This is a genomic window from Agrobacterium tumefaciens (assembly GCF_009649785.1).
Lineage (GTDB): Bacteria > Pseudomonadota > Alphaproteobacteria > Rhizobiales > Rhizobiaceae > Agrobacterium > Agrobacterium tumefaciens.
This window is the reverse complement of sequence record NZ_WJOK01000003.1, coordinates 221224-247418: the sequence shown is the minus strand read 5'-3', so window position 1 is coordinate 247418 and position 26195 is coordinate 221224. Positions and strand designations below refer to the sequence as shown.

Sequence of the window (26195 nt, the reverse complement as noted above, 5' to 3'; positions counted from 1 at the left end):
CAGGAAATCCTCAGCCGTAGTGCACGCGCTTCTCGACGAAGCGGAACTGGAAGGCGGTCAACGCAATGACGATCACCATCAGGATGACGGATTGCGCGGCGGAAGAGCCGAGGTTCAGGTTAACGAAGCCATCATTGTAGACCTTGTAGACCAGTGTTTCTGTCGCCTTGGCAGGGCCGCCGCCAGTAACTGCGTGGATGATGCCGAACGTATCGAAGAAGGCATAGACGGTGTTGACGACCAGCAGGAAGAATGTTGTCGGCGCCAGCAGCGGGAAAACGATGGTCCAGAAGCGCCGCGAACCGCGTGCGCCGTCAATGGAGGCCGCCTCCAGCAATGATTTCGGAATTGCCTGCAAGCCTGCGACAAAAAACAGGAAATTGTAGCTGATCTGCTTCCATGCGGCGGCTGCGACCACGAGCAGCATGGCCTGATTGCCGTTGAGCAGCGGGTCCCACATGATGCCGTTGCGGCGCAGGATATAGGAGAAGGTTCCCATGGCCGGATTGAACATGAACAGCCAGAGCATGCCAGCGACGGCGGGTGCCACAGCATAGGGCATGATCATCATGGTGCGGTAAAAACCCTTGCCGCGCACCACGCGGTCTGCCGCCGTTGCCAGAAGCAATGCCAGCCCCATCGAGACGAGTGCGGTCAGGACGCTGAAAATGACCGTGACGTGCAGCGCGTTCAGATAGCTTTCATCCGAAAGTACGGCGGAAAAATTGGCCAGCCCGACGAAATTGCTGTTCAGCCCGAAGGCATCCTCGCGCATGGTCGACTGGTAGAGCGCCTGACTTGCGGGCCAGAAGAAAAAGATCACCGTCAGGATGATCTGTGGCGCGACCAGCAGATAGGGCAGGATCTTGTTGGGGAATACGACGCTTTGCACGGCGATCTCCTGATGAAATGGGAATACCGCCCGCACCGGGTGAGGATGCGGGCGGGGGCAGGGATCGTTTAGTTGCCGGTTGCCTGCTTGATGGCCGCATCACCGCGCGTGACAATCTTGTCGAGTGCGGATTTCGCGTCCTGCTTGCCGGCCAGCATCGCCTCGAACTCTTCGTTCATGATGTCGCGGACCTGCGGCAGGTTCACGAGGCGCACGCCCTTGGAGTTTTCTGTCGGTGGCTTGCCCATCATCTGCAGAAGTGGCGTTTCGCGGCCGGGATTCTTGTCATAGAAGCCGGATTTCTTGGTTTCCTCATAGGCCGCGATCGTTACCGGCATGTATCCGGAGACCTGATGCAGACGAGACTGGATCTTGGTCTGGGAAAGGAAATGGAAGAACTCGGCCACACCTTTATATTCGGCATCGCTCTTGCCGCCGAAGACCCAGAGGCTCGCGCCACCGGGAATGGTGTTCTGCGGACCATGACCCTCGTAATAGGGAAGCTGGCCGATACCGTAATTCATGCCGGTCTTGATGATATCCCCAAGGCCGCCGGAGGATTCGGTAAGGATGCCGCATTCGCCGGACATGAACAGCTGCTTGGCTTCCGAAGTGCGCCCGCCGTAACGGAAGGTGCCGTCTTTCGCAAGGTCGGCAATGGCCTGGAAGTGTTCGACGAAGAGCGGCGCGTTGACGGCAAGCTTCACATCGGTGCCGCCCAGCCCGTTTTCATTGCTGCCATAGGAGACGTTGTTCCATGCGGCAAAGTTTTCGGTCTGGATCCAGGTCAACCATGTTGAGGTGAATCCGCATTGGGCAGCGCCGCTTGTCTTGATCTTCTTGGCAGCTTCGAAAACCTCCGGCCAGGTCTTCGGCGGATTTGCCGGGTCAAGGCCTGCCTTCTGGAAGGTGTCCTTGTTGTAATACAGGATCGGTGAGGACGAATTATAGGGGAAGGACAGCATGGTGCCGTCAGGCTTGGAATAATAGGCGACGATGCCGGCCAGATATTCGTCCTTGTTGAAGGTGTAGCCGCCCTCCTTCAGTACTTCCGCCACCGGTTTGATTGCGCCGGCAGCACCCATCATCACGCCGGAACCGGCGTCGAAGACCTGAATGATCGCCGGCGGCTGCTTGGCGCGGAAGGCCGCAATGCCGGCATTCAGGGTTTCCGGATAGGTGCCCTTGAAGACGGGCATGATCTTGTAGTTTGTCTGGCTATCGTTGAACTCTTTCGCGAGCGCGTCCACGACCTCGTTATTGGCGCCGGTCATGGCATGCCACCACTGAATTTCCGTCGCGGCGAATGCGTTCGATGTGACAAAAAACGAAAGCGCAGATGCCGCAGCAAGACGGTAGCTGAGTTTTTTCAAGGCGATTCCTCCCATTTTAAAAACAGTAAAAGATACAGCCCCTTATTGCAGCCTATCCTCCTCGATATAGCTGCGGGCGAGCTTTTCTGTATTAGCGGCCTGATTTAAAGCGAACTCTAATGAAAATGCAATAGATGGTGGAACGAAAAAAACGAAAGTGAACGAAACGGTTTTATTATTCCATTTTGGGTCCGCTTTGGTTTTTTCGTGTGCTTGTGGGCATGGCTCGGGACGGGATACCGGAAGCAGTCTGCGGATGCCATGTTCAAGAGCAATTTCTAACAAGAAGTATTGATATGTTATTACATTACGTATTAAATCTCTCCAAGATTTGCTGCTTGAAGGTGCGGATGTGTTGGGAATGAAGCGGAAGAAGGCGGTTGCACCAGAAGACGTCTCGTCCGTCACCCCATCCACCGGAACGGTGCCTGTCACACTGCTTACCGGCTTTCTGGGGGCGGGCAAGACCACGCTTCTGAACGAGCTTCTGAGCGAACCGGAAATGCGTGGTGCCGCCGTCATCGTCAACGAATTCGGTTCGGTGCCCATCGATCACGGCTTGGTCCGCACCGGTTCGGAGCGTTATTTCAGGACCACGACCGGCTGCATCTGCTGCACCGCCACCAGCGATATCCGCACCTCGCTTTACGAGTTGCATCTGGCCTTTCTGGAAGGGTTGGTGCCGGAAATATCGCGTGTCGTCATCGAAACCACTGGCCTTGCCGATCCTGCGCCGATCATCAACAGCCTGATTCCCGGTGGTACGCCTGCCGCCGGCCTGCGCGACCATATCGTCGCCCGCCACTTTCATCTCTCCGGTGTCGTTACTGTTTTCGACATTACCTCCGGCCAGGCGATGCTCGACAGTTTCATCGAGGGCTGGAAACAGCTTGCCTTTGCCGATCACATTGTTTTGACCAAAACCGATCTCACTGACGGGGCGGCGAGGGGCTGTGAGAGCCTCTCCGATCTCAATCCTGCCGCGCGTCTGCATGACCGCAACGCGCGCGACTTCAATCTGATGTCGCTGTTTGCGCCGGCGGATTATTCCTTGCGTAACAAGCCGGAAGACGTAACGGGTTGGCTTGCCGCCGACAGGCTGAGCCTGCATGCGGCGCACGTGCACGATATCAATCGTCATGGTGCGGGGGTCGAGGCGTTCGATTTGACGTTCGAAGGCGCTTTCGATCCGCAGGCGATCGTCACCTTTCTCGAACTCGTCACCAGCAACGTGCATTCCGGCCTGCTGCGGCTCAAGGGAATTTTCGGTGCGACGGATGATCCGGACCGTCCAGTGGTCGCCCATGCCGTGCAGCACCGGCTTTATCCGCTGAGCCGTCTGGAAAGCTGGCCGGATGGCAACCGTGCAACACGTGTTGTCCTCATCGGCATGGATATGCCGCAGCAGCCGATCCGCGATCTTTTTGAGGCATTGGCCTCGCAGGCAGCAAGAAGGGTTTTCCGATGACGGCAAGAGCAAATCCGCTTGCACGCAGCGGCTCTGCGATAGTCTCTAAGGCCCGTCTTGTGAAACACTGGACGCGGGAACTGCTTGCCCTCCGCGAAGACGAGATCGTTTCCGTCAACGAGATTGCCTGCGTACAGCCGGATTGCCCGCCGAAGGAAACGGTAATCCTCGTTTTGTCCGCATCCGGCGAAACCCGGCAATTCTCAGTTCACCAGGCGCTGCTGGATATAGAGCGTGATGATATCGTCAGATCCGTCGCCGCCAATCCGCCGTAAGGCCATCTGTATCGAACGCCGTGGCGCTTGACGACAGGTGCCGTCATCCGGCACTTCAGGAGCAGCGGGATTCGCTAAATGTGAAGGGTACGGAATGGCCGATCTGGCGGTATATGCGGGTTTGTTTCTGACGGCTTTTGTCGCGGCAACCATCCTGCCCATGCAGTCGGAGGCCGCACTTGCCGGCCTGATTATTTTGAAGTCCCAGCCGGTCTGGCTGTTGGTTACTGTTGCCAGTGCCGGCAATGTCGCCGGATCCCTCGCCAACTGGCTGCTCGGCCGTGGCATCGAACGCTTCCGGCATCGGCGGTGGTTTCCTGTGGGGGAAGCCGCGCTGCAACGTGCCCAGAACTGGTACAGGCGTTACGGCAAGTGGTCGCTGCTGCTCAGCTGGGCGCCGCTGATCGGCGATCCGCTGACGGTTGCGGCCGGCATCATGAAGGAGCCGCTGCCGGTTTTTCTTCTGCTTGTTACCATTGCCAAGGTTGGGCGTTATCTCGTGCTGACGCTGGTGACGCTGAATTTTCTTTGAATTGCGTTGCCGATACCTTCTCCCCGACGGGGAGAAGGCGAAAGAGGCATCCACTCGTCAAAAAGGTCGGAGTTGAGAACCAATCAAGCCGCCTGCCGGTCCCAGCTGGCGAAGGGGTCGGGCAGGTGTCGCCATGCGTCCGGGGTGAAGGCATCTGTGTCGATCAGGCACGCATCGAGCTGCGCGCGGATGCGCGCTTCGCTCATGGGATCGGAACCGATGAAGACGATTTCCTGCCGGCGGTCGCCAAAGACCGGGTCGAGATAGGGCTTCATCATGTCGAGGAACTGCTGCTCGCGCGGCCATTGCTCGCTCGGCACGGCGGACCACCAAAGGCCCATCTTGCCGGTGCGCACCAGTGCGCCGGCCTGGCTTATCTCCCCGACATAAGCTGGCCGCGTGGCCAGCCAGAAGAAGCCTTTGGCGCGCACCACACCGGGCCAGGCGCGGTCGATAAAACGTTGGAACAGCACGGGATCGAAAGGCTTTCTGGCGCGGTAAACGAAGGAGCGGATGCCATATTCCTCGGTCTCGGGAATGTGGTCCTTGAAACCGTGCAACTCCTTGAACCACAGCGGGTGTTCTTCGGCCTTGGCGAAATCGAAGCGGCCGGTGCCCAGCACCTCCTTCAGTTCCACCTTGCCGAAATCGGCCTCAATGAGTTTCGCATCCGGGTTCAGCCCGACGATGATCTTGCGGGCGGCGTCCCGCTCATCCGGCGTGGCAGTGCCGATCTTGTTGAGGACGACGACATCGGCAAATTCGATCTGCTCGACCAGGAGGTCTACGATGGTTCGGTTGTCCCCTTCGCCCGCCGTCTCACCACGGTCGGCAAGAAAGTCAGAGGAACCGTAGTCGTTGAGAAGATTGGCGGCATCCACCACCGTCACCATCGTGTCCAGATGCGCGACATCGGAAAGGCTGCGACCGTTTTCATCGCGAAAATCGAAAGTGGCGGCCACTGGCAGCGGCTCGGCAATGCCGGTGGATTCGATCAGCAGATAATCAAACCGGCCCTGCTCGGCGAGCGCGCGTACCTCATTCAGAAGGTCGTCGCGCAGCGTGCAACAGATGCAGCCATTGGTCATTTCCACAAGCTGTTCCTCGGTGCGCGAAAGATTGGCGCCGCCATCTCGCACAAGTGCCGCATCGATATTGATCTCGCTCATGTCGTTAACGATCAACGCGACCCGCAGACCGTCGCGGTTGGCGAGAATATGGTTGAGAAGCGTTGTTTTTCCGGCACCAAGAAAGCCGGAGAGGACAGTGACGGGAAGTTTTTTCGACATGCGGGCCTCGTTTTATTAGCGGTGGTAGCGTGGGAGTCATCGTCGTCACGACTTGCGGTAGAGAACGACGGGGCTAGTGGTCACATCGCTTGTTGCTTGTAACGTAATAACATTACATAAGCGCAGCGTGTCAACTGGCTTTAGAAAAATTGCTTGCCGGATGCTTCCTTCGGCTTGTCCCGGGAATCCAGAACCTGGCACGACCATACCCCCGAGGTGATCCTGGAGGTTTCGTCCAATGTGAGATGGAACCTACCTTTCCGATAGTTAATGTTATTTCATTACATATTCGTTTGACGAATGTAATAACATTACATATGAGGGGGTCATCAAATGACATCATGCCCCGGAGGGATCGATGAACGATCCGTGCCTTGCCTTTAAAAATCTGACACTCGGATATGCCGGCCGCGCGGCGGTGCATCATCTGGATGGCGATATTGCCAAAGGGTCGCTCACGGCGGTGATCGGCGCCAATGGGTCGGGAAAATCGACGCTGATGAAGGGCGTCGCCGGCATTTTGAAGCCACTTGGCGGTGAATGCCGGGTTACTCCAGGCGTTTCCGTCGCCTATCTACCGCAGCAGTCTGAACTCGACCGTTCCTTTCCGGCACAGGTGCGCGATCTGGTCGCGCTTGGTCTCTGGCCCAAACGCGGCCTGCTCGCTCGCCATCGCCAGTCGGACCGGGCGGCCATGGCCCATGTGCTGGAAGCGGTCGGACTTTCTGGCTTTGAAAAACGCAATATCGATTCACTCTCCGGCGGCCAGATGCAACGCGCCCTTTTTGCCCGCGCCATGTTGCAGGATGCGCAACTGATTTTGCTGGATGAGCCCTTCAACGCTGTCGATGAGCGCACCGTCGCCGACCTCATGGTGCTGATCAAAGCATGGGTTGCCGAGGGGCGCACGGTTCTGGCCGTTCTTCATGACTACGAGCTGGTGCGTCAGCATTTTCCACAAACACTTCTGCTTGCCAGACGGTTGGTGGGCTTTGGCCCGACACGGGAGGTTCTAAGGCCCGAAATGATGCAGCAGGCACGACGGTTTCACGAGGCATGGGACGGCGACGCCCCATGGTGCGAACCCGCAGCAGCGACGGTGAACGCCGACCTGGCGGAAAAGCCGCAGGATTTCCCCAAACACCCGCAGGCGCATTCGCATATCCATGTCTGATTTCTTCATCGAGCCATTCATCCAGTATGTCTTCATGCAGCGTGCGCTTGCCGGTGCCTTGATCCTTGCTGTCAGTTGCGGGCCGGTCGGGGTGTTTCTGATGCTGCGCCGCATGAGCCTGACGGGTGATGCCATGTCGCACGCCATTTTGCCGGGGGCGGCGGTGGGCTTTCTGTTTTACGGGTTGGAGATTTTGCCGATGACCATCGGCGGGCTGGTCGTCGGTCTTCTGGTGGCACTGGGTGCCGGTGCGGTTTCGCGCTTCACCATCCAGAAGGAGGACGCCTCGCTTGCAGCCTTTTACCTCATTTCTCTGGCGCTCGGCGTGCTGCTCGTCTCCTGGCGCGGCTCCAGTGTCGATCTCATGCATGTGCTTTTCGGCACGGTGCTGGCACTGAACAATGAAGCGCTCGGCCTCATCGGCGGTATCTGCGTCGTAACGCTGACGGTGATGATGGTTTTCTGGCGCGCGCTGCTGGCGGAATGCCTCGATCCCCTGTTTCTGCGCTCGGTCAGCAACTGGGGGAGCCCCGTGCACTTCCTCTTCCTCGCCATCGTCGTCCTCAATCTGGTCGGCGGGTTTCAGGCGCTCGGAACCCTGCTTTCGGTTGGCCTGATGATGCTGCCCGCTGCCGCCAGCCGCTTCTGGTCCAATCGCGTCGCGCCAATGTGCTTCATCTCGATCGGCATCGGCATGGTCTCGTGTTTTGCAGGCCTGCTTCTGTCCTATCACGCGTCGTTGCCATCAGGTCCGGCGATCATCCTGTCCGCAGGCGTCATCTATGTCCTGTCCATCGTCGTCGGCACACGCGGTGTGCTTCGCGATCTTCTCGGTTCCGGTCGTCACAGAACGGCCTGAAAACAGCGTTTGAAAAAAGGAGAACCCTTCATGTTCCAAACCCTACGTCTTGCTACCTGCGTAAGCCTTCTCTCCCTTTCCCCGGTCCTGATGGCGCAGGCTTCTGCGGCTGAACTCAAGGTCGTGGCCAGCTTCTCGATCATTGCCGACTTCGCGAAGAATGTCGGCGGCAACCGCGTCGAAATCACCACGATCGTCGGACCTGACGGCGACGCGCATGTCTACGAGCCGCGCCCGGCCGACGCCGTTGCTGTCAGCAAGGCGGATGTTGTGCTGGTGAACGGCCTTGCATTCGAAGGCTTCCTGAAGCGGCTGATCGATACCAGCGGCACAAAGGCGCCGGTGGTGGAACTGACCAAGGGCGTGAAACCCCTCAGGATTTCCGACGAGCCAGCCGGTCACGCACATCCGGAAGCCGAGGAAGAGGCGGGTCACGACCACAAGGCAGAGGAAGCGCATGACCATGAGGGACACAATCACGGTGAATTCGATCCGCATGCCTGGCAGTCAATCAAGAATGCGGAAATATACGTGAAGAACATCGCCGGCGCATTTTGCGAGGTCGACAAGGCCGGTTGCGCAACTTACACCGCCAATTCACAGGCCTATATCGCCAAGCTCGCGGCTTTGAACGAGAAGGTGAAGACCGAGATCGCCGCCATTCCGCCGGAAAAACGCAACATCATCACCTCACATGATGCCTTCGGTTATTTCGAGCATGCCTATGGTCTCGAATTCCTGGCGCCGGAAGGTATCTCGACGGATTCCGAAGCGTCTGCCGCCGACGTCGCCAAGCTGGTGGATCAGATCAAGCACGACAACGCCTCGGCGATCTTCGTCGAAAACATCACCGACAAGCGGTTGATGGACCAGATTGCCAAGGAAACCGGCCTGAAAGTTGGCGGAACGCTTTATTCCGACGCGCTCTCGACAGCCGACGGCCCGGCCGCAACCTATATCGATATGGTCAACCACAACATCGATACCATCAAGGCGGCCGTGCTTAGCCAGTAAGAAGACAAAACGGGCGAGGGTGGCACCAGCCACCCTCAGACACCTGACTAACGTATCCCCACACTCGATGTCATCCTCGGGCCCGTTCCGGGGATCCAGTCACGTATCGTAAAATCAATAGCTGGCAGATGCTCGCGATAGGCCCGAGCGCGACGGAGGAGAAGTTTTTTCCTTCTGTCCTAGGCCCCACGGTCGATTGTGCCGTCTCGCAAATTTTGCCCAGCCGGTAAGCCTTCTCCAGCGTTACCAACGCCCAAATCTCTAATTTCCTTCTATTTTTCCCGGAATACGCGGTTCAACAGGGATGTGATCTCCCTGTTTAGGCTGCTTGCGTTCCCCGTTGACAATCGACCGACCGTTTGAAATGGTAAGATGTCAGACCAATTCAAAGGGTAACTCTTGGATAGATCCAGCCGCGAACTAATGCAGCCTATTCCACCCAGCGACCGTGTGCGCCAGGTCGAGGCGGCACTCTCCGATTACGTCGAGAGGGCGGGACTGAAGGCTGGAGATCGGTTGCCGGCCGAGCGAGAGCTGATGGTGGCGCTGGGTGTCGGCCGTTCCACCATTCGCGAGGTCATCCGTAAGTTTCAGGCGCTGGGCGTTATCGACAGCCGCAAGGGCAGCGGCAATTATCTGCTTAAGCCGATTTCCGCCGCAACCGTGCATATGCCTATCTCCATCGATGCCGAAAGCCTGCGCGATGCGTTGTTGATGACGTTGGAAGTCCGGCGTGGCATCGAGGTTGAGGCCTCGATGGCTGCGGCGCGCCGGCGCACGGTGGAGGATATCGCCACGATGGAAGCGCGGCTCGATGAGATGGAGCGGGTGCATCTGGCTGAAGGCACGTCCGGCAAGGCCGACCTTGCCTTCCACCTCTCCATCTATGACGCCACGCATAATTCGCTGTTCAAGCAGCTGCTCGAGCAGATGCGCGAAGGTTTCGAACGTTTCTGGCTGAAGCCTTTCGACCGGCCGGACTTTGCAAGCCGCTCCTTCCCTTTTCACCGCACGCTGTTCAACGCCATCGCCGCCGGCGATGCGGAGACCGCCCGTGAAGAAACACTGAAAATCCTCGCTGTCGTCGAGGAGGATATCAAGGACATGTCGAAATGAACCAAGGCAACGATCTCTTCGATCCCGCCTCTCTGATCGTCGCCCATGACGAGACCCACGCTTTCGAAGCTGTGGTCCCGCCGCTTGTGCAGACTTCGCTTTTCACCTTTTCCAGCTACGACGAAATGGTTTCCACCTATCGCGGCGAAAAGGTGCGGCCGGTCTATACGCGAGGGCTCAACCCGACCGTCAGGATGTTTGAGGAAATGCTGGCAAAGCTTGAGGGCGCGGAAGATGCGCTTGGCTTCGCCAGCGGCATGTCGGCCATTTCCTCCACCGTTCTCTCCTTCGTTTCGCCGGGTGACCGCATCGTCGCGGTGCGCCATGTCTATCCCGATGCGTTTCGCCTGTTTGGCACCTTCATGAAGCGCATGAATGTCGAGGTGGTCTATGTCGACGGCCGCGACGAGGCGGCGGTTGAAAAGGCTATGCCCGGCGCGAAGCTCTTCTACATGGAAAGCCCGACCAGCTGGGTGATGGAGGCCCATGATGTCGGTGCGCTCGCCGCGATCGGCAAGCGCCATGGCGCCGTCACCGTCATCGATAATTCCTGGGCAAGTCCTGTCTTCCAGCAGCCGATCTCGCTCGGTGTCGATCTCGTCGTGCATTCGGCGTCGAAGTATCTCGGCGGGCACAGCGATGTGGTCTCCGGCGTGGTTGCCGGTTCAAAGGCAATGATCGACCGCATTCGTGCAGAGACCTATCCCTATCTCGGTGGCAAGATGTCGCCCTTCGATGCGTGGTTGCTGATCCGCGGCTTGCGCACCCTGCCGCTGCGCATGAGGGCGCATCAGGCATCGGCGTTGGATATTGCCAGCCGCCTGCAGGCGCTCGATGTGGTGGAAAAGGTTTGCCATCCTGGATTGGCGAACCGCCTGCCGCCCGGCCTCAACGGTACGTCTGGCCTGTTTTCCTTCATTTTCAAGGAAGGGGTGGATGTGCGCGCTTTTGCCGACCGCCTCAAACTTTTCAAACTGGGTGTTTCCTGGGGTGGGCATGAAAGCCTGATCGTCCCGGGTGAAGTGGTGCTTGAACAGAAGGCGCAGCCAAACTCCGCCCACACGTTCGGCATCAGCGCGCGTTCCGTGCGCCTGCATGTCGGACTGGAGGGCACAGAAGCGCTCTGGAACGATCTCGAACCCGCGATCAAGGCGGCCTCGGCCGTCTGACGCGTCTCAAAACTGACGACAAAAAGGGGAGAACGACATGAAAAAACTGGTAGCAGCAGCAATCTTCACCGCCCTGATGACCGGAACGGCGCTGGCGGATACGACCTTGAAACTGGTCGAGGTCATTACAAGTCCCGAACGGACGGAAACGCTGAAGGGCATCGTCTCGAAGTTCGAAACTGCCAATCCCGGCACCAAGGTGGAGATCATCTCGCTGCCCTGGAGCGAGGCCTTCCAGAAATTCGCCACGATGGTCTCCGCCGGAGATGTGCCTGATGTCATGGAAATGCCCGACACCTGGCTTTCGCTTTATGCCAATAACGGCATGCTCGAAAGTCTCGAACCCTACCTCGCCAAATGGGAATACACCAAGGGTCTGAGTGAACGCACGCTGGAACTCGGCCGTGATGTGAAGAACACGGCCTATATGCTTCCCTACGGCTTTTATCTCCGGGCCATGTTCTACAACAAGAAACTGCTGGAACAGGCTGGCGTGAAGGAGCCGCCGAAGACGCTCGACGAATTCGCCGATGCCTCCAAGAAGGTCGCAGCACTTCCCGGCAAATACGGTTATTGCCTGCGTGGCGGGCCGGGCGGACTTAACGGCTGGGTCATGTTCGGCGCGTCCATGGCGGGATCGAACGAGTTCTTCACCAAGGACGGCACCTCCACCTTTGACAGCCCTGGCTGGGTGAAGGGCCTGACCTATGTGATCGATCTCTACAAGAACGGGTTGGCGCCGAAAGACAGCGTCAACTGGGGCTTCAACGAGATCGTCGCGGGCTTTTATTCCGGCACCTGCGCCTTCCTCGATCAGGATCCGGACGCCCTTATCGCCATTGCCCAGCGCATGAAGCCGGAAGATTTCGGCGTCATGACCATGCCGAAGGGACCTGACGGCAAGACCTTCCCGACCATCGGTTTCGCCGGCTGGTCGATCATGTCGGCATCCGCCAACAAGGACCTCTCCTGGAAACTGGTCGAGACGCTGGAAGGGCCGGAAGGCAATATCGAGTGGAACAAGAAGACGGGTGCGCTGCCGGTGCACAAGTCGGCGGAGAAGGACCCCTTCTACGCCAGCGAGCAGTTCAAGGGCTGGTTCGACGAACTGGCGGACAAGAACGCCGTGCCGACGAAGATGCCGACCTATCTTGAGGAATTCGCATTCTTCAAGGATTCGCTTGTTATCAAGACATCGCAGGAAGCGCTTCTTGGTGATATCTCACCGGAAGACCTCGCCAAGCAATGGGCTGACTATATGACGAAGGCGCAGCAGAAGTTCCTCGCCTCCAAATAAACCACACGGTTGGCCGCGCGAGATTTGAACCCGCGCGGCCGTTCTTGCGGGCTGTCACAAACGGCAGGCCCCATTTCAAAACGTGCGGACCGGCTGGCCAGAAGCGTTAGAAAAACCTGTCCGCCCCGCCGTCCGATCAGGAGCGATCAATCATGTCCTATGCCCATGGCGCCGGACCCGTGGCCGCGCGCAACCGCGCCGGCAAGCCGGCAATGCAGCGTTTTGCCGACTGGGCCGAACCCTGGCTCTATAGTGCGCCGGTTCTCGTGCTCATTGTTGCCGTCATGCTGGTGCCGCTGGTGCTCGGCCTGTCCTATGCGTTTCGTGACGTGCAGCTGCTCAATCCTTTTTCCGGCGGTTTCGTTGGCTTGAAACATCTGGAGGCACTGTCGCAGGATGCGGCCTTTTACCGGGCGCTGAAAAATACGCTGTGGTGGACGGGGGCTTCGGTATTCCTGCAGTTTTTCTTCGGTCTCATTTTGGCGCTGCTGCTGGACAAGCCGTTCGCGGGCAGGGGGCTGGCCCAGGCGCTGGTGTTTCTTCCATGGGCCGTGCCAACCTTTCTTGCCGGTCTCAACTGGGCGTGGCTGTTCAATCCGGTCATAGGACCGCTGCCGCACTGGATGGTCTCGCTCGGGCTTCTCTCCGCGCCCAACAATATTCTTGCCGATCCGCAGCTTGCCATGTGGGGGCCGATCATCGCCAATGTCTGGTGGGGCATTCCTTTCTTCGCCATCACATTGCTTGCCGCACTTCAGGCGATCCCGCGTGATCTTTACGAGGCCGCTTCCATTGACGGGGCAAACCCGTTGCAGCGCTTCACCTCCATCACCCTCCCATTTCTCGCACCCACCATCGCCATCACCGTTTTGCTGCGCACCGTCTGGATCGCCAATTTTGCCGATCTCATCATCGTCATGACCAATGGCGGACCGGCAGACCGCACCCAGATCGTTGCGAGCTACATCTTCACGCAGGCCTTCCGGCGGCTCGATTTCGGTTATGCCTCGGCCATCGCGCTGGTACTTCTGGTGCTGCTTCTGGCCTATTCCATGCTCATCGTGCTCCTGCGCCAACGCCTTATCGAGAAGGACTGACCGATGACATCAAGGATATTCCTCACCCTTGCCCATCGCCTGGCGATCCTCGCCTATATCGTCTTTGCGCTGTTTCCGCTGTTCTGGCTGCTCAAGGTCTCGGTCACGCCGAATGACCTGCTTTATAGCGAAGGCGTGCGAATGTGGCCGTCGCACGCGACGCTCGATCATTATCGATATGTCATAGAAAACAGTGCCTTCCCGACATTTTTTAAGAACAGCGTCATCGTTGCCGGCTCCACGGCACTTGCCGTTACGGTGCTCTCGTCACTGTCCGGTTATGCGCTGTCGCGGTTCCGCTTCAAGGGCAAATACTGGATCGTGGCGCTGATGCTGATTACCCAGATGTTTCCGCTGGTCATGCTGGTCGCGCCGATCTTCAAGATGCTGTCGCCGCTCGGCCTCACCAATAGCCTGACGGGTCTCGTCATCGTCTACACCGCCTTCAACGTGCCGTTTGCCACTTTCCTAATGCAGTCATTCTTCGACGGTATTCCCAAGGATCTGGAAGAGGCGGCGATGATCGACGGGGCAAGCCGCTTCACGGCATTCCGCCAGATCATCCTGCCGCTGACATTGCCGGGCATCGCCGCGACGCTGGGCTTCGTCTTCACCGCCGCGTGGAGCGAGTTGCTGTTTGCGCTGATGCTGATTTCGGGCAACCAGAGCGCCACATTCCCGGTCGGGCTGTTGACCTTCGTTTCAAAATTTTCCGTCGATTTCGGGCAGATGATGGCGGCGGGTGTTCTGGCGCTCATTCCGGCCTGTCTCTTCTTCCTGCTCATTCAACGTTATCTCGTGCAGGGCCTGACGGCCGGCGCGGTGAAAGGATAATCCCATGGCTTCCATCGAGCTGAAGAATGTCGGCAAGACCTATGGCGACCTTGCGGTCCTGCACGGGGTCGATCTGAAGATCGAGGACGGCGAATTCATCGTCCTCGTCGGCCCATCCGGCTGCGGAAAATCGACACTGCTGCGAATGATTGCCGGTCTGGAGGAGATTTCAGCGGGCGAATTGACCATCGACGGTGAGCGCGTCAACGACCGCAAGCCGAAGGACCGGGATATCGCCATGGTGTTCCAGTCCTATGCGCTTTATCCGCATATGAGCGTCGCCGACAATATGAGCTACAGCCTGCGCCTGCGCCGCAGCACCAAGGAAACAATCGCGGCGGCCGTGGCCGGTGCTTCGGCGAAACTCGGTCTCGATCCCTATCTGGCGCGCCGTCCGAAAGCGCTTTCCGGCGGCCAGCGCCAGCGCGTCGCCATGGGCAGGGCCATCGTGCGCCAGCCTAAGGCTTTTCTGTTCGATGAGCCACTCTCCAACCTCGATGCACGGCTTCGCGAGCAGATGCGGGCCGAAATCAAGCGCATGCATGCTGATCTCGGCGCCACCTCGGTTTATGTCACCCATGACCAGATCGAGGCGATGACGCTAGCATCCCGTATCGTCGCGATGAATGCCGGCCATGTGCAGCAGATCGGCGCACCGCTCGATCTCTACGATCGCCCAGCCAATCTGTTCGTCGCTGGTTTTATCGGTTCGCCGGGCATGAATTTTCTGGAAGGACGGCTCGGGCGTGAGAATGGCGGTAGTTTCGTCGTGCTCGGCGATGGCACACGCCTCGAACTCGGCCGCGACGTGAAGCTTGCCGATGGTGAGCCGGTCACACTCGGTATCCGGCCGGAACATGTCACCGTCTCGCCTGCGGATGGTGCTGTCGAGGCGACCGTCGATCTCGTCGAGCCGACGGGTCTCGGCATCATCCTGCACCTGACCGTGCATGGATTGCCCTTCAAGCTGTTTTCGTCTGATCGGGCGCTGTTGCAGCCGGGCAAGTCCATGCGGGTCGGTTTCCCGCAGGAACGGCTTCATGTTTTTGACCGAAACGGTGTCAGGATCGACGAGGCCTGAACTTAAGGCGTCATATCGCGATGCCCTTGTCATCGAACCTGTGGATTTTGGCATCATCTGGTGTGATGAAGACGGTATCGCCGTGTTTGCATTCGAATTCACCGTCGGTTCTGGCAGTGATGGGGCCGATGCCGGGGACGTCGAGGTGGAGGAAGGTGTCGGAGCCGAGATGCTCGGCAACCGTGACCTTGCCCTGCCACAGGCCGGTTTCTTTCGACAGCGTCAGGTGCTCGGGCCGCACGCCGGCGGTGGTCGCACCCTTTTGCCGGGCGTAGTCGCCGGTCACCAGGTTCATGCGCGGCGAGCCGATGAAGCCGGCGACGAAGAGGTTGGCGGGCGAGCGGTAAAGCTCCATCGGCGAGCCGACCTGCTCGATATTGCCGCGGTTGAGGACCACGATCTTGTCGGCCATGGTCATGGCCTCCACCTGGTCGTGGGTGACGTAGATCATCGTCGTCTTCAGCGTGTTGTGCAGCTCGGAGATTTCCAGCCGCATGGTACCGCGCAGCGCCGCATCGAGGTTGGAGAGCGGTTCGTCAAACAGGAACGCCTTCGGTTCGCGCACGATGGCGCGGCCGATGGCCACGCGCTGGCGCTGGCCGCCGGACAGTTGCGAGGGCCGGCGTTCGAGATAATCGGTGAGGTTGAGGATGCGGGCGGCATCGTCGACCTTCTTGTCGATGACAGCCTTGTCGAGCTTGGCCATCTTCAGCGGGAAGGCGATGTTGTTCCTGACGCTCATATGCGGATAGAGCGCATAGGACTGGAACACCATGGCAAGGCCGCGCTCGGCCGGGGCCTTTTCGGTGGCGTCGTTGCCGTCGATGACTATTCTGCCGCCGGAGACGTCTTCCAGCCCGGCAATCAGGCGCAGCAGCGTTGACTTGCCGCAGCCGGAGGGGCCGACGAAGACGACGAACTCGCCGTCATGGATATCGAGATCGATCGACGGGATGACTTTTGCCTCGCCGAAGAGCTTGGACACGTTCTGAAGGGAAATGCTGCCCATTATTGTCGTTCCTTATTTCACGGCGCCAAAGGTGAGGCCACGCACGAGTTGTTTCTGCGAGAACCAGCCGATGACGAGAATGGGGGCGATCGCCATCATCGAGGCGGCCGAGAGCTTGGCCCAGAACAGCCCCTGCGGTGAGGAGAAGGAGGCGATGAAGGCCGTCAGCGGTGCCGCATTGGTGGTCGTCAGCCGGATGGTCCAGAAGGATTCGTTCCAGGCAAGAATGACGTTCAGGAGCAGCGTCGAGGCAATGCCCGGAACCGCCATTGGTGTCAGTACATGCACGATCTCGTTCCAGAGCGAGGCACCATCCATGCGGGCTGCTTCCAGGATCTCGCCGGGGATTTCGCGGAAGTAGGTATAAAGCATCCACACCACGATCGGCAGGTTGATGAAGGTGAGCATGACGGTCAGCCCAATGCGGGTATCGAGCAGGCCGGCATTGCGGAAGATCAGGTAGATCGGCACCAGCACCGCCACCCCCGGCATCATCTTGGTGGAGAGCATCCACATCAAAATGTCCTTGGTGCGTTTGGTCGGCGAGAATGCCATGGCCCAGGCGGCGGGAATGGCGATCATGAGCGCGATGATCGTCGAGCCGAGCGACAGCACGACCGAGTTCATGAACGGCTTGAAGTAATCGCGCTGGGTCTGCACGGTGATGTAGTTTTCGAGCGTGCCCGAGGGAATGAGGCTGAAGCCTGCGATCGCCTCCGGCTCGGTCTTGATCGAGGTGAGGAAGGCGTAAAGGATCGGGAAGAACAGCAAAAGCGCCACGGCCCATGCCGCGATGGTGAAGCCGATCTTTGCGCGTGTCGTTGTCTTGCGGGCCATGATCGCTTCTCCTTAACGGTCGAGGTTCTTGCCGACGGCGCGCATCAGGAAGATGGCGACGATATTGGCGAGCACGACGGCGATGATGCCACCGGCCGATGCGCCGCCGACGTCGTAGCCCAGAAGCGCCGTGCGATAGATGAGGAAGGCAAGGTTGGTCGAGGCGTAGCCGGGGCCGCCATTGGTGGTGACGAGGATTTCCGCGTAAACGCCGAGCAGGAAGATCGTCTGGATGAGGATGACGACGGTGATGGCGCGGGCAAGATGCGGCAGCGTCAGGTAGATGAAGCGGTTGATGAAGTTGGCGCCATCCATCTCGGCCGCTTCCTTCTGCTCGCCATCGAGCGACTGCAGGGCGGTGAGCAGGATCAGCGTGGCAAAGGGCAGCCATTGCCAGGCGACGATGATGATGATGGAGAGCAGCGGAAACTGCGCGAACCAGTCGACCGGCTGCAGGCCGAAGAAGCGCGACAGATCGGCAAGCACGCCGTAACCGGGATGCATGATCATGTTCTTCCACACCAGCGCCGCAACAGGCGGCATGACGAAGAAGGGCGAGATGATCATGATGCGCACGATGCCCTGACCGAAGATGTCCTGGTCAAGCAGAAGCGCAATCGCAATACCGCCGATGACGGTGATCAGAAGCACGCCGCCGACGATGGCAAGCGTGTTGAAGATCGACTGGAAGAAGGCCGGATCGGTATAGAAATACTGGTAATTGAACAGGCCCGCAAAGCTGACATTGGCAGGGTTGAGCAGATTGTAGTTCTGGAACGAAAACCACAGCGTCATCGCCAGGGGCACGATCATCCACACCAGCAAAAGCAGCACCGAAGGCGCAAGCATAACCCGCGCCAGACCGCTCGTGTTTCGTGTTGCCATTGCACTAACCTCCCCATGGGCTCGGGCATCACGAAATGCCCCCGGCATATCCGGAAGAACCGGCTCATTCCAGTTTTGATTTGAAAGGCTTAAAGGCCGCCGCGCAGCTCGCGGCTTGCGCCCCCAAGGTCCGCTGCCCGGCATTGGCGCCGGACAGCGATCTTCAGGAGGATTACTTGATGTAACCGGCGCGGGTCATTTCACGCGTCGCTGTCGACTGGGCGCTGGCAAGCGCATCGTCGACACTGGACTGGCCGGCAACGACCGCCGAGAACAGCTGACCGACCGTGGTGCCGAGCGCCTGGAATTCAGGGATCGCCACGAACTGACCGCCGGTGTAAGGCACGGGCTTTACGGTGGGCTTGGTGATGTCGGCGGCATCCATCGCAGCAAGCGTCGGCTTGGCGAAGGCGGCTGCTTTTTCATAGTCAGCATTCTTGTAAAGCGAGGTGCGGGTACCCGGAGGCACGTTTGCCCAGCCTTCCTTGGCAGCGACGAGTTGGGTATATTCCTTGCTGGTTGCCCAGGAGATGAACTTCTCGGCTGCATCCGCCTTCTGCGAGCTCTTCGGGATAGCAAGGTTCCATGACCACAACCAGTTGCCGTGGTTCTTCAGCTCGCCATGCGTCGGGAAGAGCGCATAACCGACCTTGTCGGCAACGGTCGAATCCTTCGGGTTTGAAACGAAGGAAGCAGCCACCGTGGCGTCGATCCACATGCCGCATTTGCCCTGCTGGAACAGCGTCAGGTTTTCGTTGAAGCCGTTGGAGGAAGCACCCGACGGACCGGCATCCTTCATCAGATCGACGTAGAACTGAAGAGCACTCTTCCATTCCGGCTGATCGAACTGCGGCTTCCAGTTCTCATCGAACCAGCGGCCGCCAAAGGAGTTGGTGAGCGCGCTGATGAAGGCCATGTTCTCGCCCCAGCCAGCCTTGCCGCGCAGGCACATGCCGTTGATATCCGTCTTGCGATCGGTAATCTTGCGGGCAGCGTCACCGATGAATTCCCAGGTCGGGTTTTCAGGCATCTTCAGGCCGGCTTTTTCAAACAGGTCCTTGCGATACATGATCATGGCGGATTCGCCGTAGAACGGCGCCGCATAAAGCTTGCCTTCGCTGGAAAGACCACCACGGATCGCCGGCAGAATATCATCCACGTCGTATTTGTCGCCAAGCTTTTCGAGCGGCAGCAGCCAGCCCTGCTTGGCCCAGATCGGCACTTCATAGTTGCCGATGGTCATGATGTCGTACTGACCGCCATTGGTGGCGATATCGGTCGTCACGCGCTCGCGCAGGACGTTTTCTTCAAGCGTGACCCATTCCACCTTGATGTCGGGGTTCTTGGTGGTGAAGTCGGAGGTCAGACCCTGCATGCGGATCATGTCGCCGTTGTTGACGGTGGCGATGGTCAGCGTTTCGGCGGAAGCAAGGGTCGAAAAGGCGAGTGCCGAGCATGCGCCCAGCAAAATGGTCTTCAATGTCATATCTTCCTCCCAGAAGAAATTTATGAGCATTCGCTTTGCTCTGGGGCATTTACTCACCCGCAGCCAAAAAAAGTCAAGCAACATCCTGTGCTGCGGCGCACATGGAAAAATCAAGTAATTGATTTTAATGGATTAATTTTTGCTCAGTGTGTGAGCAAATATTCACTTGTCGCTTCGTCGGTGATGAGGCCGTTCAAAAGACCACCCCTCAGTGCCGCGAGAATCGAGGCATTCTTGCGCGCGCCCTGCGCCATACCGATGACCGTGCAGGTCTCTCTGGACGGAATGGGAACGGAGGCGACGCGCTCGTTGACGGAATGGTCGAGAATGCGGCCGTTGGCATCATACATCCAGCCGCAGATTTCGCCGATCGCACCGCTTGCCATCAGGGCCTTCATCTCGTCGACACCGAGAAAACCATCAACGCAGAGCGGTGCATTTTCTCCCAGTTCGCCGACGCCGACGAAGGTGACATTGGCGGCTGCACCCAGCGCCAGCGTGGAGCGCACCATGGACTGGTCGTGCAGCAGTTCCCGCTCTTCCGCAGACGAGCAGAGAACCGGCAGCGGCATCGGGAAATGCCGCGCCTTGATGGCATCGGCCATACTGAAGATGACGTTGTAATAGGCGGCCGATCCATCCGGCCCGATATTGCCTGTCAGTGACACGATGCGGTGCTGCGGACATTCCATCGGCGGCAGTTGGTCCACAGCCGCCTTCAGCGTACGGCCGGTGCCGATGGCAAGCACGATGGGATCGGCATTTTTCAGCCAGCGCTCGATTTCCGCCGCGCCGGCCTCGGCAATGCCGACCGTGGAGGAAACGCCAGCGGGATCGCTCGGCACCACCTCGATATATCTAAGGTCGAATTTCTGCTTCAGCCGCTCCGCCTTTTCGAGACAGGCGGCGATGGGATGATCGAGCCGGACCTTGATCAACCGCTCGGCGACGGCCAGCGATACCAGACGCTGCGCCGATTGCCGGGATATGCCCATGGCAGCGGCGATCTCGTCCTGCGTGCGGCCCGCGACATAATAAAGCCAGCCAGCACGCGCCGCATCATCCAGCCGTCCATGTGCGTCGTTCCGTCTGGCCATGCCGCCGCCCTCTAAGAATTATGCTCGAGCATTTGCTGGCATTTTTTCAGGCCGCCTGTCAAACGGCGCAGCGACTGAGCGAAGCGTTTGGCGGCACCGGGCACCTCTAAAGAAGATGCAAAACATTTCCTCCGTCATGCTCGGGCCTGTCCCGAGCATCTGCAATGCACCGATTTACGAGACATTGGCAGATCCTCGGCACAAGACCGAGGATGACGTCGTGAACACAGAGGCACCTATCCCTGCGCAGTTTCCTCTATATCAAGCCGCTTCCTGCACCAGATGCCCTGCCGAAACCTCGCGGTAATGGCGTTGCGGCGGAACATAGTTCACAGGACGGATCGGGCTTTTGATCTCGTCCGTTGCCATGTTGCGCCTGATCTGGCGCCGGGCCGGATCCGGCACCGGAACGGCGGACATCAGCTTTTGCGTATAGGGGTGCTGCGGATTATCGAAGACGGCGGCGCGTGGGCCGATTTCGACGATCTCGCCGAGATACATCACCGCGACACGATGGCTGACACGCTCCACCACAGCCATATCGTGGGAAATGAACAGGAAGGCGAGGTTGAGGCTCTGTTGCAGATCGAGCAGCAGGTTACAGACCTGCGCCTTGATGGAGACATCAAGCGCCGACACCGCTTCATCGGCAACGATGACCTTGGGGTCAAGCATCAGCGAACGGGCAATGGCGATGCGCTGGCGCTGGCCGCCGGAAAACTCATGCGGGAAGCGCCGCATCATATCCGGGCTGAGGCCAACCTTCTCCATCAGGTCCGCCGCCTTTTCACGCGCCTGCGCCTTCGGTCCAAGCCGGTGTTCGATGAAGGGCTCCATGATCGCCGTCCCGATGCTCATGCGCGGATCGAGACTGGCGAAGGGGTCCTGAAAGATCATCTGCACGCTGCGGCGCATGGTGCGCAACGTCGTCTTGTCGAGTTTCATCACCTCGTAACCGTCGAGCGTCACGTTACCGGAGGTCGGTTCGATCAGCCGGGTGATCGACCGCCCCGTGGTGGACTTGCCGCAGCCGGATTCACCGACCAGCGATAGTGTCTCGCCCTCAGCCAGATCGAAGGAGACCTTCTCCACCGCATGCACGGCACCGGACTTGCGACCGAGAAGACCGGAGCGGATATCGAAGCGGGTCGTCAGGTCCCGGACCGAAAGAATGGGCGTGCGACCACCGGAAACCGTGTTCCTGACCTCTTCGACCGGTTGGCTTTCGCCGGTCTTGATATCGATGATCGGAAAACGGGCGGGCAGTACCCGCTCTTTCATCGAACCGAGCTTCGGCACCGCCGAAAGCAGGGCGCGCGTATAGGGATGGTTCCCGCGATGGAAGATATCGTCCGTTGTGCCGGTTTCCACCACGTCGCCGCGGAACATGACGATGGTGCGGTCAGCCACTTCCGCCACCACGCCCATATCATGGGTGATGAACAGGACCGACATGCCCTCCTCTTCCTGCAATTGCTTGATAAGGTCGAGAATCTGGCCCTGAATGGTCACGTCGAGCGCCGTCGTCGGCTCGTCTGCAATCAGGAGCTTCGGCTTGGAGGCAAGCGCCATGGCAATCATCACGCGCTGGCGCATGCCGCCGGAAAACTGGTGCGGATAGTCGTCGAAACGGTTCTTCGCATTGGGAATGCGGACTTTTTCCAGAAGCCTGACAACCTCGGCCTTGGCAGCAGATGAGGAAATATCCTGGTGCACGGTCAGCGCTTCGGCGATCTGCTTGCCGATCGGGAAGATCGGATTGAGGCTGGTCATCGGCTCCTGGAAGATCATCGAAATGTCCTTGCCGCGAACCTTGCGCATCTCCTCTTCCGGAAGTGCCAGCAAATCGCGCCCGCCGAGCATGACCTTACCCTCGATGCGGCTCGTTTTCTTATCGAGAAGCCGCATGATCGACAGCGACGTCACGCTTTTGCCCGAGCCGCTTTCGCCAACGATCGCCACCGTCTCGCGGGGCGCAATGTCGAAACTCATATTGCGGACCACCGATTTCCAGCCGCCATCAACGCGGAAGGACGTGGTCAGATTTTGAACCGAAAGAACCGGACTTACCGAACCGCCGGTCTGTTCCATGGATGTTGCCGCCAAAAGCATGCCGATCTCCTGAAAAGCGAAAGGCGGCCATGAAGGCCGCCGGATGTCTTACGCAGCAAGCGCGGTTTCGGCCATCGAGACCCAGTAGCTGATGCCGTAAGGCAGGGCCTCGTCGTTGAAGTCATAGGCGGCATTGTGCAGCCCGGCCGTGTCGCCGTTACCGATGAAGATGAAGGCGCCGGGGCGTGCTTCCAGCATGTAGGAAAAATCTTCCGCGCCCATATGCGGGTTGGGATTGGTGTTGACGGCGTTTGCGCCCGCCACGCCTGCCGCCACGCTGGTTGCGAATTCGGTTTCGTCATTGTGGTTAAAAGTAACGGGATAACCGCGATCGTATCTCACCTCCGCCGTCGCGCCATGCGCCATGGCGGTGGCTGTCGCCACTTCCTTCAGCCGTTTTTCGGCGAAATCGCGGGTTTCCGGCAGCAGGGTGCGCACCGTGCCGGTCAGCGTCACCGAACCGGGAATGACATTGCCCGCTGTGCCGCCGTGGGTAGTGGCGACGGTGACGACCAGCGATTTCAACGGGTCCGTTTCCCGCGAGACGATGGATTGCAGGGCGATGATGATATAGGCCGAGGTCAGCACCGGATCGACGGAAAGATGGGGGGCCGCCGCATGGCTGCCCTTGCCGGTAATGACGATCTCGAAACTATCCGCCGCCGCCATCGTCGAACCCTTGCGGATGGCGAAATTGCCGACCGGAATGCCCGGCTCGTTATGCATGCCATAGACCTGAGAAATGCCGAATTTCTCCATCATGCCGTCGTTCAGCATGGCAAGTGCCCCTGCGCCACCCTCTTCAGCCGGCTGGAAGATGACGGCCACGGACCCTTTGAAATTACGGGTCTCGGCCAGATATTGCGCCGCGCCCAAAAGCATGGCTGTGTGCCCGTCATGGCCGCAGGAATGGGCCTTGCCCGGAACCTTGGAAGCCCAGGGCTTGCCGCTGGTTTCGAGGATCGGCAGCGCATCCATGTCGGAGCGGAAACCGATGGTCGGGCCGTCCCCGTGCCGCCCCTTGATGATGCCCACCACGCCGGTCTTGCCAATGCCGGTTTCGACGATATCGCATCCGAAGGATTTGAGTTTCTCCGCCACGAATTTCGAGGTTTCGAAGACGTCGTAGAGCAGCTCCGGCGTCTCGTGCAGGTGGCGCCTCCAACCGGCTACTTCTTCCTGCATCTCGGCCACACGGTTCAATATCGGCATTCCCATTTTTCCTTTTTTTGTTCCCCGCCGGGTTGTCGGGAACCATATTGCGTTTGGAATTTCTGCTTTTGCAAGTATGAATTTCGCTAGATGAGTGAAAAATAGGCCCGAAGCCAATCGGCTCAAATTTTGTTCATCAATCAGAGTTTGGGGCTTGCATTTCAAAAAAACTGACAATAGCATCATTAGGAACGGAAGAATATTCGTTAGCAAAGTCAAACACTTAAAACAAAAGACTTGCAAATGACGTTGAGGAAAAGCGTCAAACATTCAAACAGATAAAATCTTCAAAGGGGAAAATCACAATGAAGAAGCGCAGCGTTCTCTTTGCCAGCACGGTGGCGGCCTTGGCCATGGCAGGCTCTGCCGCCCATGCCGAGCGTGGCAGTGACGGCGAACTGAAAATCCTTTTCTGGCAGGCTGTATCGACACTCAACCCATATCTTTCCGCTGGCACGAAGGAAGTCTACAGCTCGTCCATGGTGATCGAGCCGCTGGCGCGCTACGACGAAAAAGGCGAGCTGGTGCCGATGCTGGTGAGCGAAATTCCGACGGTCGACAATGGCGGCATCGCGAAAGATCTGCTCAGCATGACGTGGAAACTGAAGAGCGACGTCAAATGGTCTGATGGCACGCCCTTTACCGCTGACGACGTCATCTTCACCTGGAAATATTGCATCGCACCGGACGGCGGCTGCGCGCAGGCGGCACAATATGAAGGCGTGAAGAACGTCGAGGCGATCGACGCCCACACCATCAAGATCAGCTTCAACGAACCGAAGCCCTACCCCTACTCCGCATTTGTTGGCGCACAATCGCCTGTCATCCAGAAGAAACAGTTTGAAAAATGCGTCGGCGCTGCGGCTCCCGGCTGCACATCCGCCAATTTCGGCCCCATCGGCACCGGCCCCTTCGTGGTCAAGGATTTCAAGCCGAACGACGTCATCAGCTTCGTGGCCAACCCCAATTATCGCGATCCGGCCAAGCCCGCCTTCGCCACGGCTACCCTGAAGGGCGGCGGCGATGCAGCTTCCGCTGCACGCGCCGTTCTTGAAACCGGCGAATTCGACTACGCCTGGAACATGCAGGTGGAGCCGGAAATTCTGGCCACCATGGTAGCTGCCGGCAAGGGCAAGCTGGAAACTGCCTTCGGCACGCAGGTCGAGCGTATCAATCTCAACTGGTACAACGCCGATCCTGCGCTGGGTGACAAGCGCTCCACCAAGGAAGGCGGCCCGCATCCGGCCCTTTCCGACCCGGCCGTGCGCCGCGCGCTCTCGCTTGCAATCGACCGCGATATTATCGATGAGGCAGGTTATGGCGAGGCAGGCAAGCCGACCTGCAATATCGTGCCGGCCCCGGAAGCCGTCGCTTCGACCAAGAATGACAGCTGGTGCCTGAAACAGGATCTGGAAGGCGCAAACAAGCTGCTGGACGATGCGGGCTGGGTAAAGGGCGCCGATGGCATCCGCGCCAAGAACGGTGTGAAACTGTCCTTCCTCTACCAGACCTCCACAAACTCCGTTCGCCAGGCCACGCAGGAACTGGTGAAGGACATGTGGTCGCAGATTGGCGTTGCTTCCGAACTGCGCAATGTCAGCGCCTCCGTCTTCTTCGGCGGCGATCCGGCAAGCCCCGACACCTTCCAGAAATTTTTCGCCGATGTTGAAATGTACACCAACAATTTCGACGGTACAGACCCGGAAAAATATCTGGCGGAATGGCTATGCGACAAGATCCCGGCTCCGGCTAACGGCTGGCAGGGCCAGAACATTCCGCGTTATTGCAACCCGGAATTCGACAAGCTGGTGGGCGAACTCTCCAAGACCGCAGACCCTGCCAAGCGCGGTGAGATTTCCAAGCAGCTGAACGATATGCTGACCGAAGAAGGCGCGCATATTCCGCTCATCCATCGCGGCAGCGTCTCCTCGCATTCGCTGACACTCGAAGGCGTTCGCATGAACGCCTGGGATTCGGAACTCTGGAACGTCGCGGATTGGTCCCGCAAAAAGTAACCCGCAAATGCGCGGTCGCCCCTGACGGGGGGACCGCGCTCATTTTGCGAGACCCTGACGGTCTGGAGACTT

The 26195-nt window shown here is 58.8% G+C and carries 23 protein-coding genes; 13 read left to right on the top strand and 10 right to left on the bottom strand.

From position 1 onward, the window contains the following. Positions 1-10: 10 nt before the first annotated feature. Together ugpA and ugpB are read right to left on the bottom strand one after the other, a co-directional pair. Positions 11-892 (bottom strand): sn-glycerol-3-phosphate ABC transporter permease UgpA, encoded by an 882-nt coding sequence (ugpA, locus tag GH784_RS04910; RefSeq protein WP_003510646.1) that lies wholly within the window; start codon positions 890-892, stop codon positions 11-13. 68 nt (positions 893-960) lie between these two features. Beyond that, positions 961-2271, bottom strand: coding sequence for a sn-glycerol-3-phosphate ABC transporter substrate-binding protein UgpB (ugpB, locus tag GH784_RS04905; protein WP_025595901.1), 1311 nt, complete (start codon positions 2269-2271; stop codon positions 961-963). Positions 2272-2626: 355 nt separating this feature from the next. On the opposite strand from ugpB, the gene GH784_RS04900 reads away from it, so the two are divergent. The 3 genes from GH784_RS04900 to GH784_RS04890 all read left to right on the top strand — a co-directional run bounded on the left by GH784_RS04900 (position 2627) and on the right by GH784_RS04890 (position 4540). After that, positions 2627-3733, top strand: a complete 1107-nt coding sequence (locus tag GH784_RS04900) for a CobW family GTP-binding protein (protein WP_149915987.1) — start codon at positions 2627-2629, stop codon at positions 3731-3733. Continuing rightward, on the top strand, positions 3730-4008 hold the full coding sequence (locus tag GH784_RS04895) for a hypothetical protein (RefSeq protein WP_076845917.1): 279 nt from the start codon (positions 3730-3732) through the stop codon (positions 4006-4008). Before GH784_RS04900 ends, GH784_RS04895 begins: the two co-directional genes overlap by 4 nt. Positions 4009-4102: 94 nt before the next feature. Then, positions 4103-4540 carry a YqaA family protein gene (locus tag GH784_RS04890; RefSeq protein ID WP_076845918.1) on the top strand — a complete coding sequence of 146 codons (438 nt, stop codon included), beginning with the start codon at positions 4103-4105 and terminating at the stop codon, positions 4538-4540. Between the two features lie 83 nt (positions 4541-4623). Here GH784_RS04890 and zigA read toward each other — a convergent pair whose 3' ends face one another. Beyond that, positions 4624-5829, bottom strand: a complete 1206-nt coding sequence (gene zigA / locus GH784_RS04885; RefSeq protein WP_003510636.1) for a zinc metallochaperone GTPase ZigA — start codon at positions 5827-5829, stop codon at positions 4624-4626. A gap of 358 nt (positions 5830-6187) precedes the next feature. On the opposite strand from zigA, the gene aztA reads away from it, so the two are divergent. The 9 genes from aztA (at position 6188) to GH784_RS04840 (ending at position 15470) form a co-directional block, all read left to right on the top strand. Then, entirely contained in the window at positions 6188-7003 is an 816-nt protein-coding gene (aztA, locus tag GH784_RS04880) for a zinc ABC transporter ATP-binding protein AztA (protein WP_076845920.1), read from the top strand. Beyond that, positions 6996-7862 (top strand): zinc ABC transporter permease AztB, encoded by an 867-nt coding sequence (gene aztB, locus GH784_RS04875; protein WP_003510628.1) that lies wholly within the window; start codon positions 6996-6998, stop codon positions 7860-7862. Before aztA ends, aztB begins: the two co-directional genes overlap by 8 nt. A gap of 30 nt (positions 7863-7892) precedes the next feature. Beyond that, positions 7893-8876 carry a zinc ABC transporter substrate-binding protein AztC gene (gene aztC / locus GH784_RS04870; protein WP_065661668.1) on the top strand — a complete coding sequence of 328 codons (984 nt, stop codon included), beginning with the start codon at positions 7893-7895 and terminating at the stop codon, positions 8874-8876. Between the two features lie 423 nt (positions 8877-9299). After that, a complete protein-coding gene (locus GH784_RS04865; RefSeq protein WP_003510624.1) occupies positions 9300-9992 on the top strand; it encodes a FadR/GntR family transcriptional regulator in 693 nt (230 codons plus the stop codon). Beyond that, positions 9989-11161 carry a PLP-dependent transferase gene (locus GH784_RS04860; protein WP_003510623.1) on the top strand — a complete coding sequence of 391 codons (1173 nt, stop codon included), beginning with the start codon at positions 9989-9991 and terminating at the stop codon, positions 11159-11161. The genes GH784_RS04865 and GH784_RS04860 overlap by 4 nt, the downstream gene beginning before the upstream one ends. A 37-nt stretch (positions 11162-11198) precedes the next feature. Further along, positions 11199-12458: an ABC transporter substrate-binding protein gene (locus GH784_RS04855; RefSeq protein ID WP_003510621.1), complete on the top strand. Its 1260-nt coding sequence runs from the start codon at positions 11199-11201 to the stop codon at positions 12456-12458. A 152-nt stretch (positions 12459-12610) separates the two neighbouring features. Then, positions 12611-13555: a carbohydrate ABC transporter permease gene (locus tag GH784_RS04850; RefSeq protein ID WP_003510618.1), complete on the top strand. Its 945-nt coding sequence runs from the start codon at positions 12611-12613 to the stop codon at positions 13553-13555. Positions 13556-13558: 3 nt separating this feature from the next. Then, positions 13559-14389, top strand: a complete 831-nt coding sequence (locus tag GH784_RS04845; protein ID WP_003510396.1) for a carbohydrate ABC transporter permease — start codon at positions 13559-13561, stop codon at positions 14387-14389. Positions 14390-14393: 4 nt separating this feature from the next. Continuing rightward, the gene (locus GH784_RS04840) at positions 14394-15470 is read left to right on the top strand and encodes an ABC transporter ATP-binding protein (protein ID WP_025595914.1); all 1077 of its coding nucleotides are present in this window, start codon (positions 14394-14396) and stop codon (positions 15468-15470) included. Positions 15471-15480: 10 nt separating this feature from the next. On the opposite strand, the gene GH784_RS04835 is transcribed toward GH784_RS04840, so the two are convergent. From GH784_RS04835 to GH784_RS04805, 7 genes are all read right to left on the bottom strand, one after another. Continuing rightward, the gene (locus tag GH784_RS04835; RefSeq protein WP_013761442.1) at positions 15481-16479 is read right to left on the bottom strand and encodes an ABC transporter ATP-binding protein; all 999 of its coding nucleotides are present in this window, start codon (positions 16477-16479) and stop codon (positions 15481-15483) included. Between the two features lie 12 nt (positions 16480-16491). Beyond that, positions 16492-17316 (bottom strand): carbohydrate ABC transporter permease, encoded by an 825-nt coding sequence (locus GH784_RS04830; RefSeq protein WP_003510506.1) that lies wholly within the window; start codon positions 17314-17316, stop codon positions 16492-16494. A 12-nt stretch (positions 17317-17328) separates the two neighbouring features. Further along, the gene (locus GH784_RS04825) at positions 17329-18201 is read right to left on the bottom strand and encodes a carbohydrate ABC transporter permease (RefSeq protein WP_013761441.1); all 873 of its coding nucleotides are present in this window, start codon (positions 18199-18201) and stop codon (positions 17329-17331) included. 172 nt (positions 18202-18373) lie between these two features. Then, the gene (locus GH784_RS04820) at positions 18374-19687 is read right to left on the bottom strand and encodes an ABC transporter substrate-binding protein (RefSeq protein ID WP_013762306.1); all 1314 of its coding nucleotides are present in this window, start codon (positions 19685-19687) and stop codon (positions 18374-18376) included. 143 nt (positions 19688-19830) lie between these two features. Beyond that, a complete protein-coding gene (locus GH784_RS04815) occupies positions 19831-20784 on the bottom strand; it encodes a sugar-binding transcriptional regulator (RefSeq protein ID WP_003518080.1) in 954 nt (317 codons plus the stop codon). Positions 20785-21045: 261 nt separating this feature from the next. Further along, positions 21046-22896 carry an ABC transporter ATP-binding protein gene (locus tag GH784_RS04810; RefSeq protein WP_065705826.1) on the bottom strand — a complete coding sequence of 617 codons (1851 nt, stop codon included), beginning with the start codon at positions 22894-22896 and terminating at the stop codon, positions 21046-21048. A 48-nt stretch (positions 22897-22944) separates the two neighbouring features. Then, complete coding sequence (locus GH784_RS04805) at positions 22945-24108, bottom strand: M20 aminoacylase family protein (RefSeq protein WP_003518084.1); 1164 nt, start codon at positions 24106-24108, stop codon at positions 22945-22947. 305 nt (positions 24109-24413) lie between these two features. Here GH784_RS04805 and GH784_RS04800 point away from each other — a divergent pair, with 305 nt between their 5' ends. Continuing rightward, positions 24414-26123 carry a peptide ABC transporter substrate-binding protein gene (locus GH784_RS04800; protein ID WP_003518085.1) on the top strand — a complete coding sequence of 570 codons (1710 nt, stop codon included), beginning with the start codon at positions 24414-24416 and terminating at the stop codon, positions 26121-26123. Positions 26124-26195 lie beyond the last annotated feature (72 nt).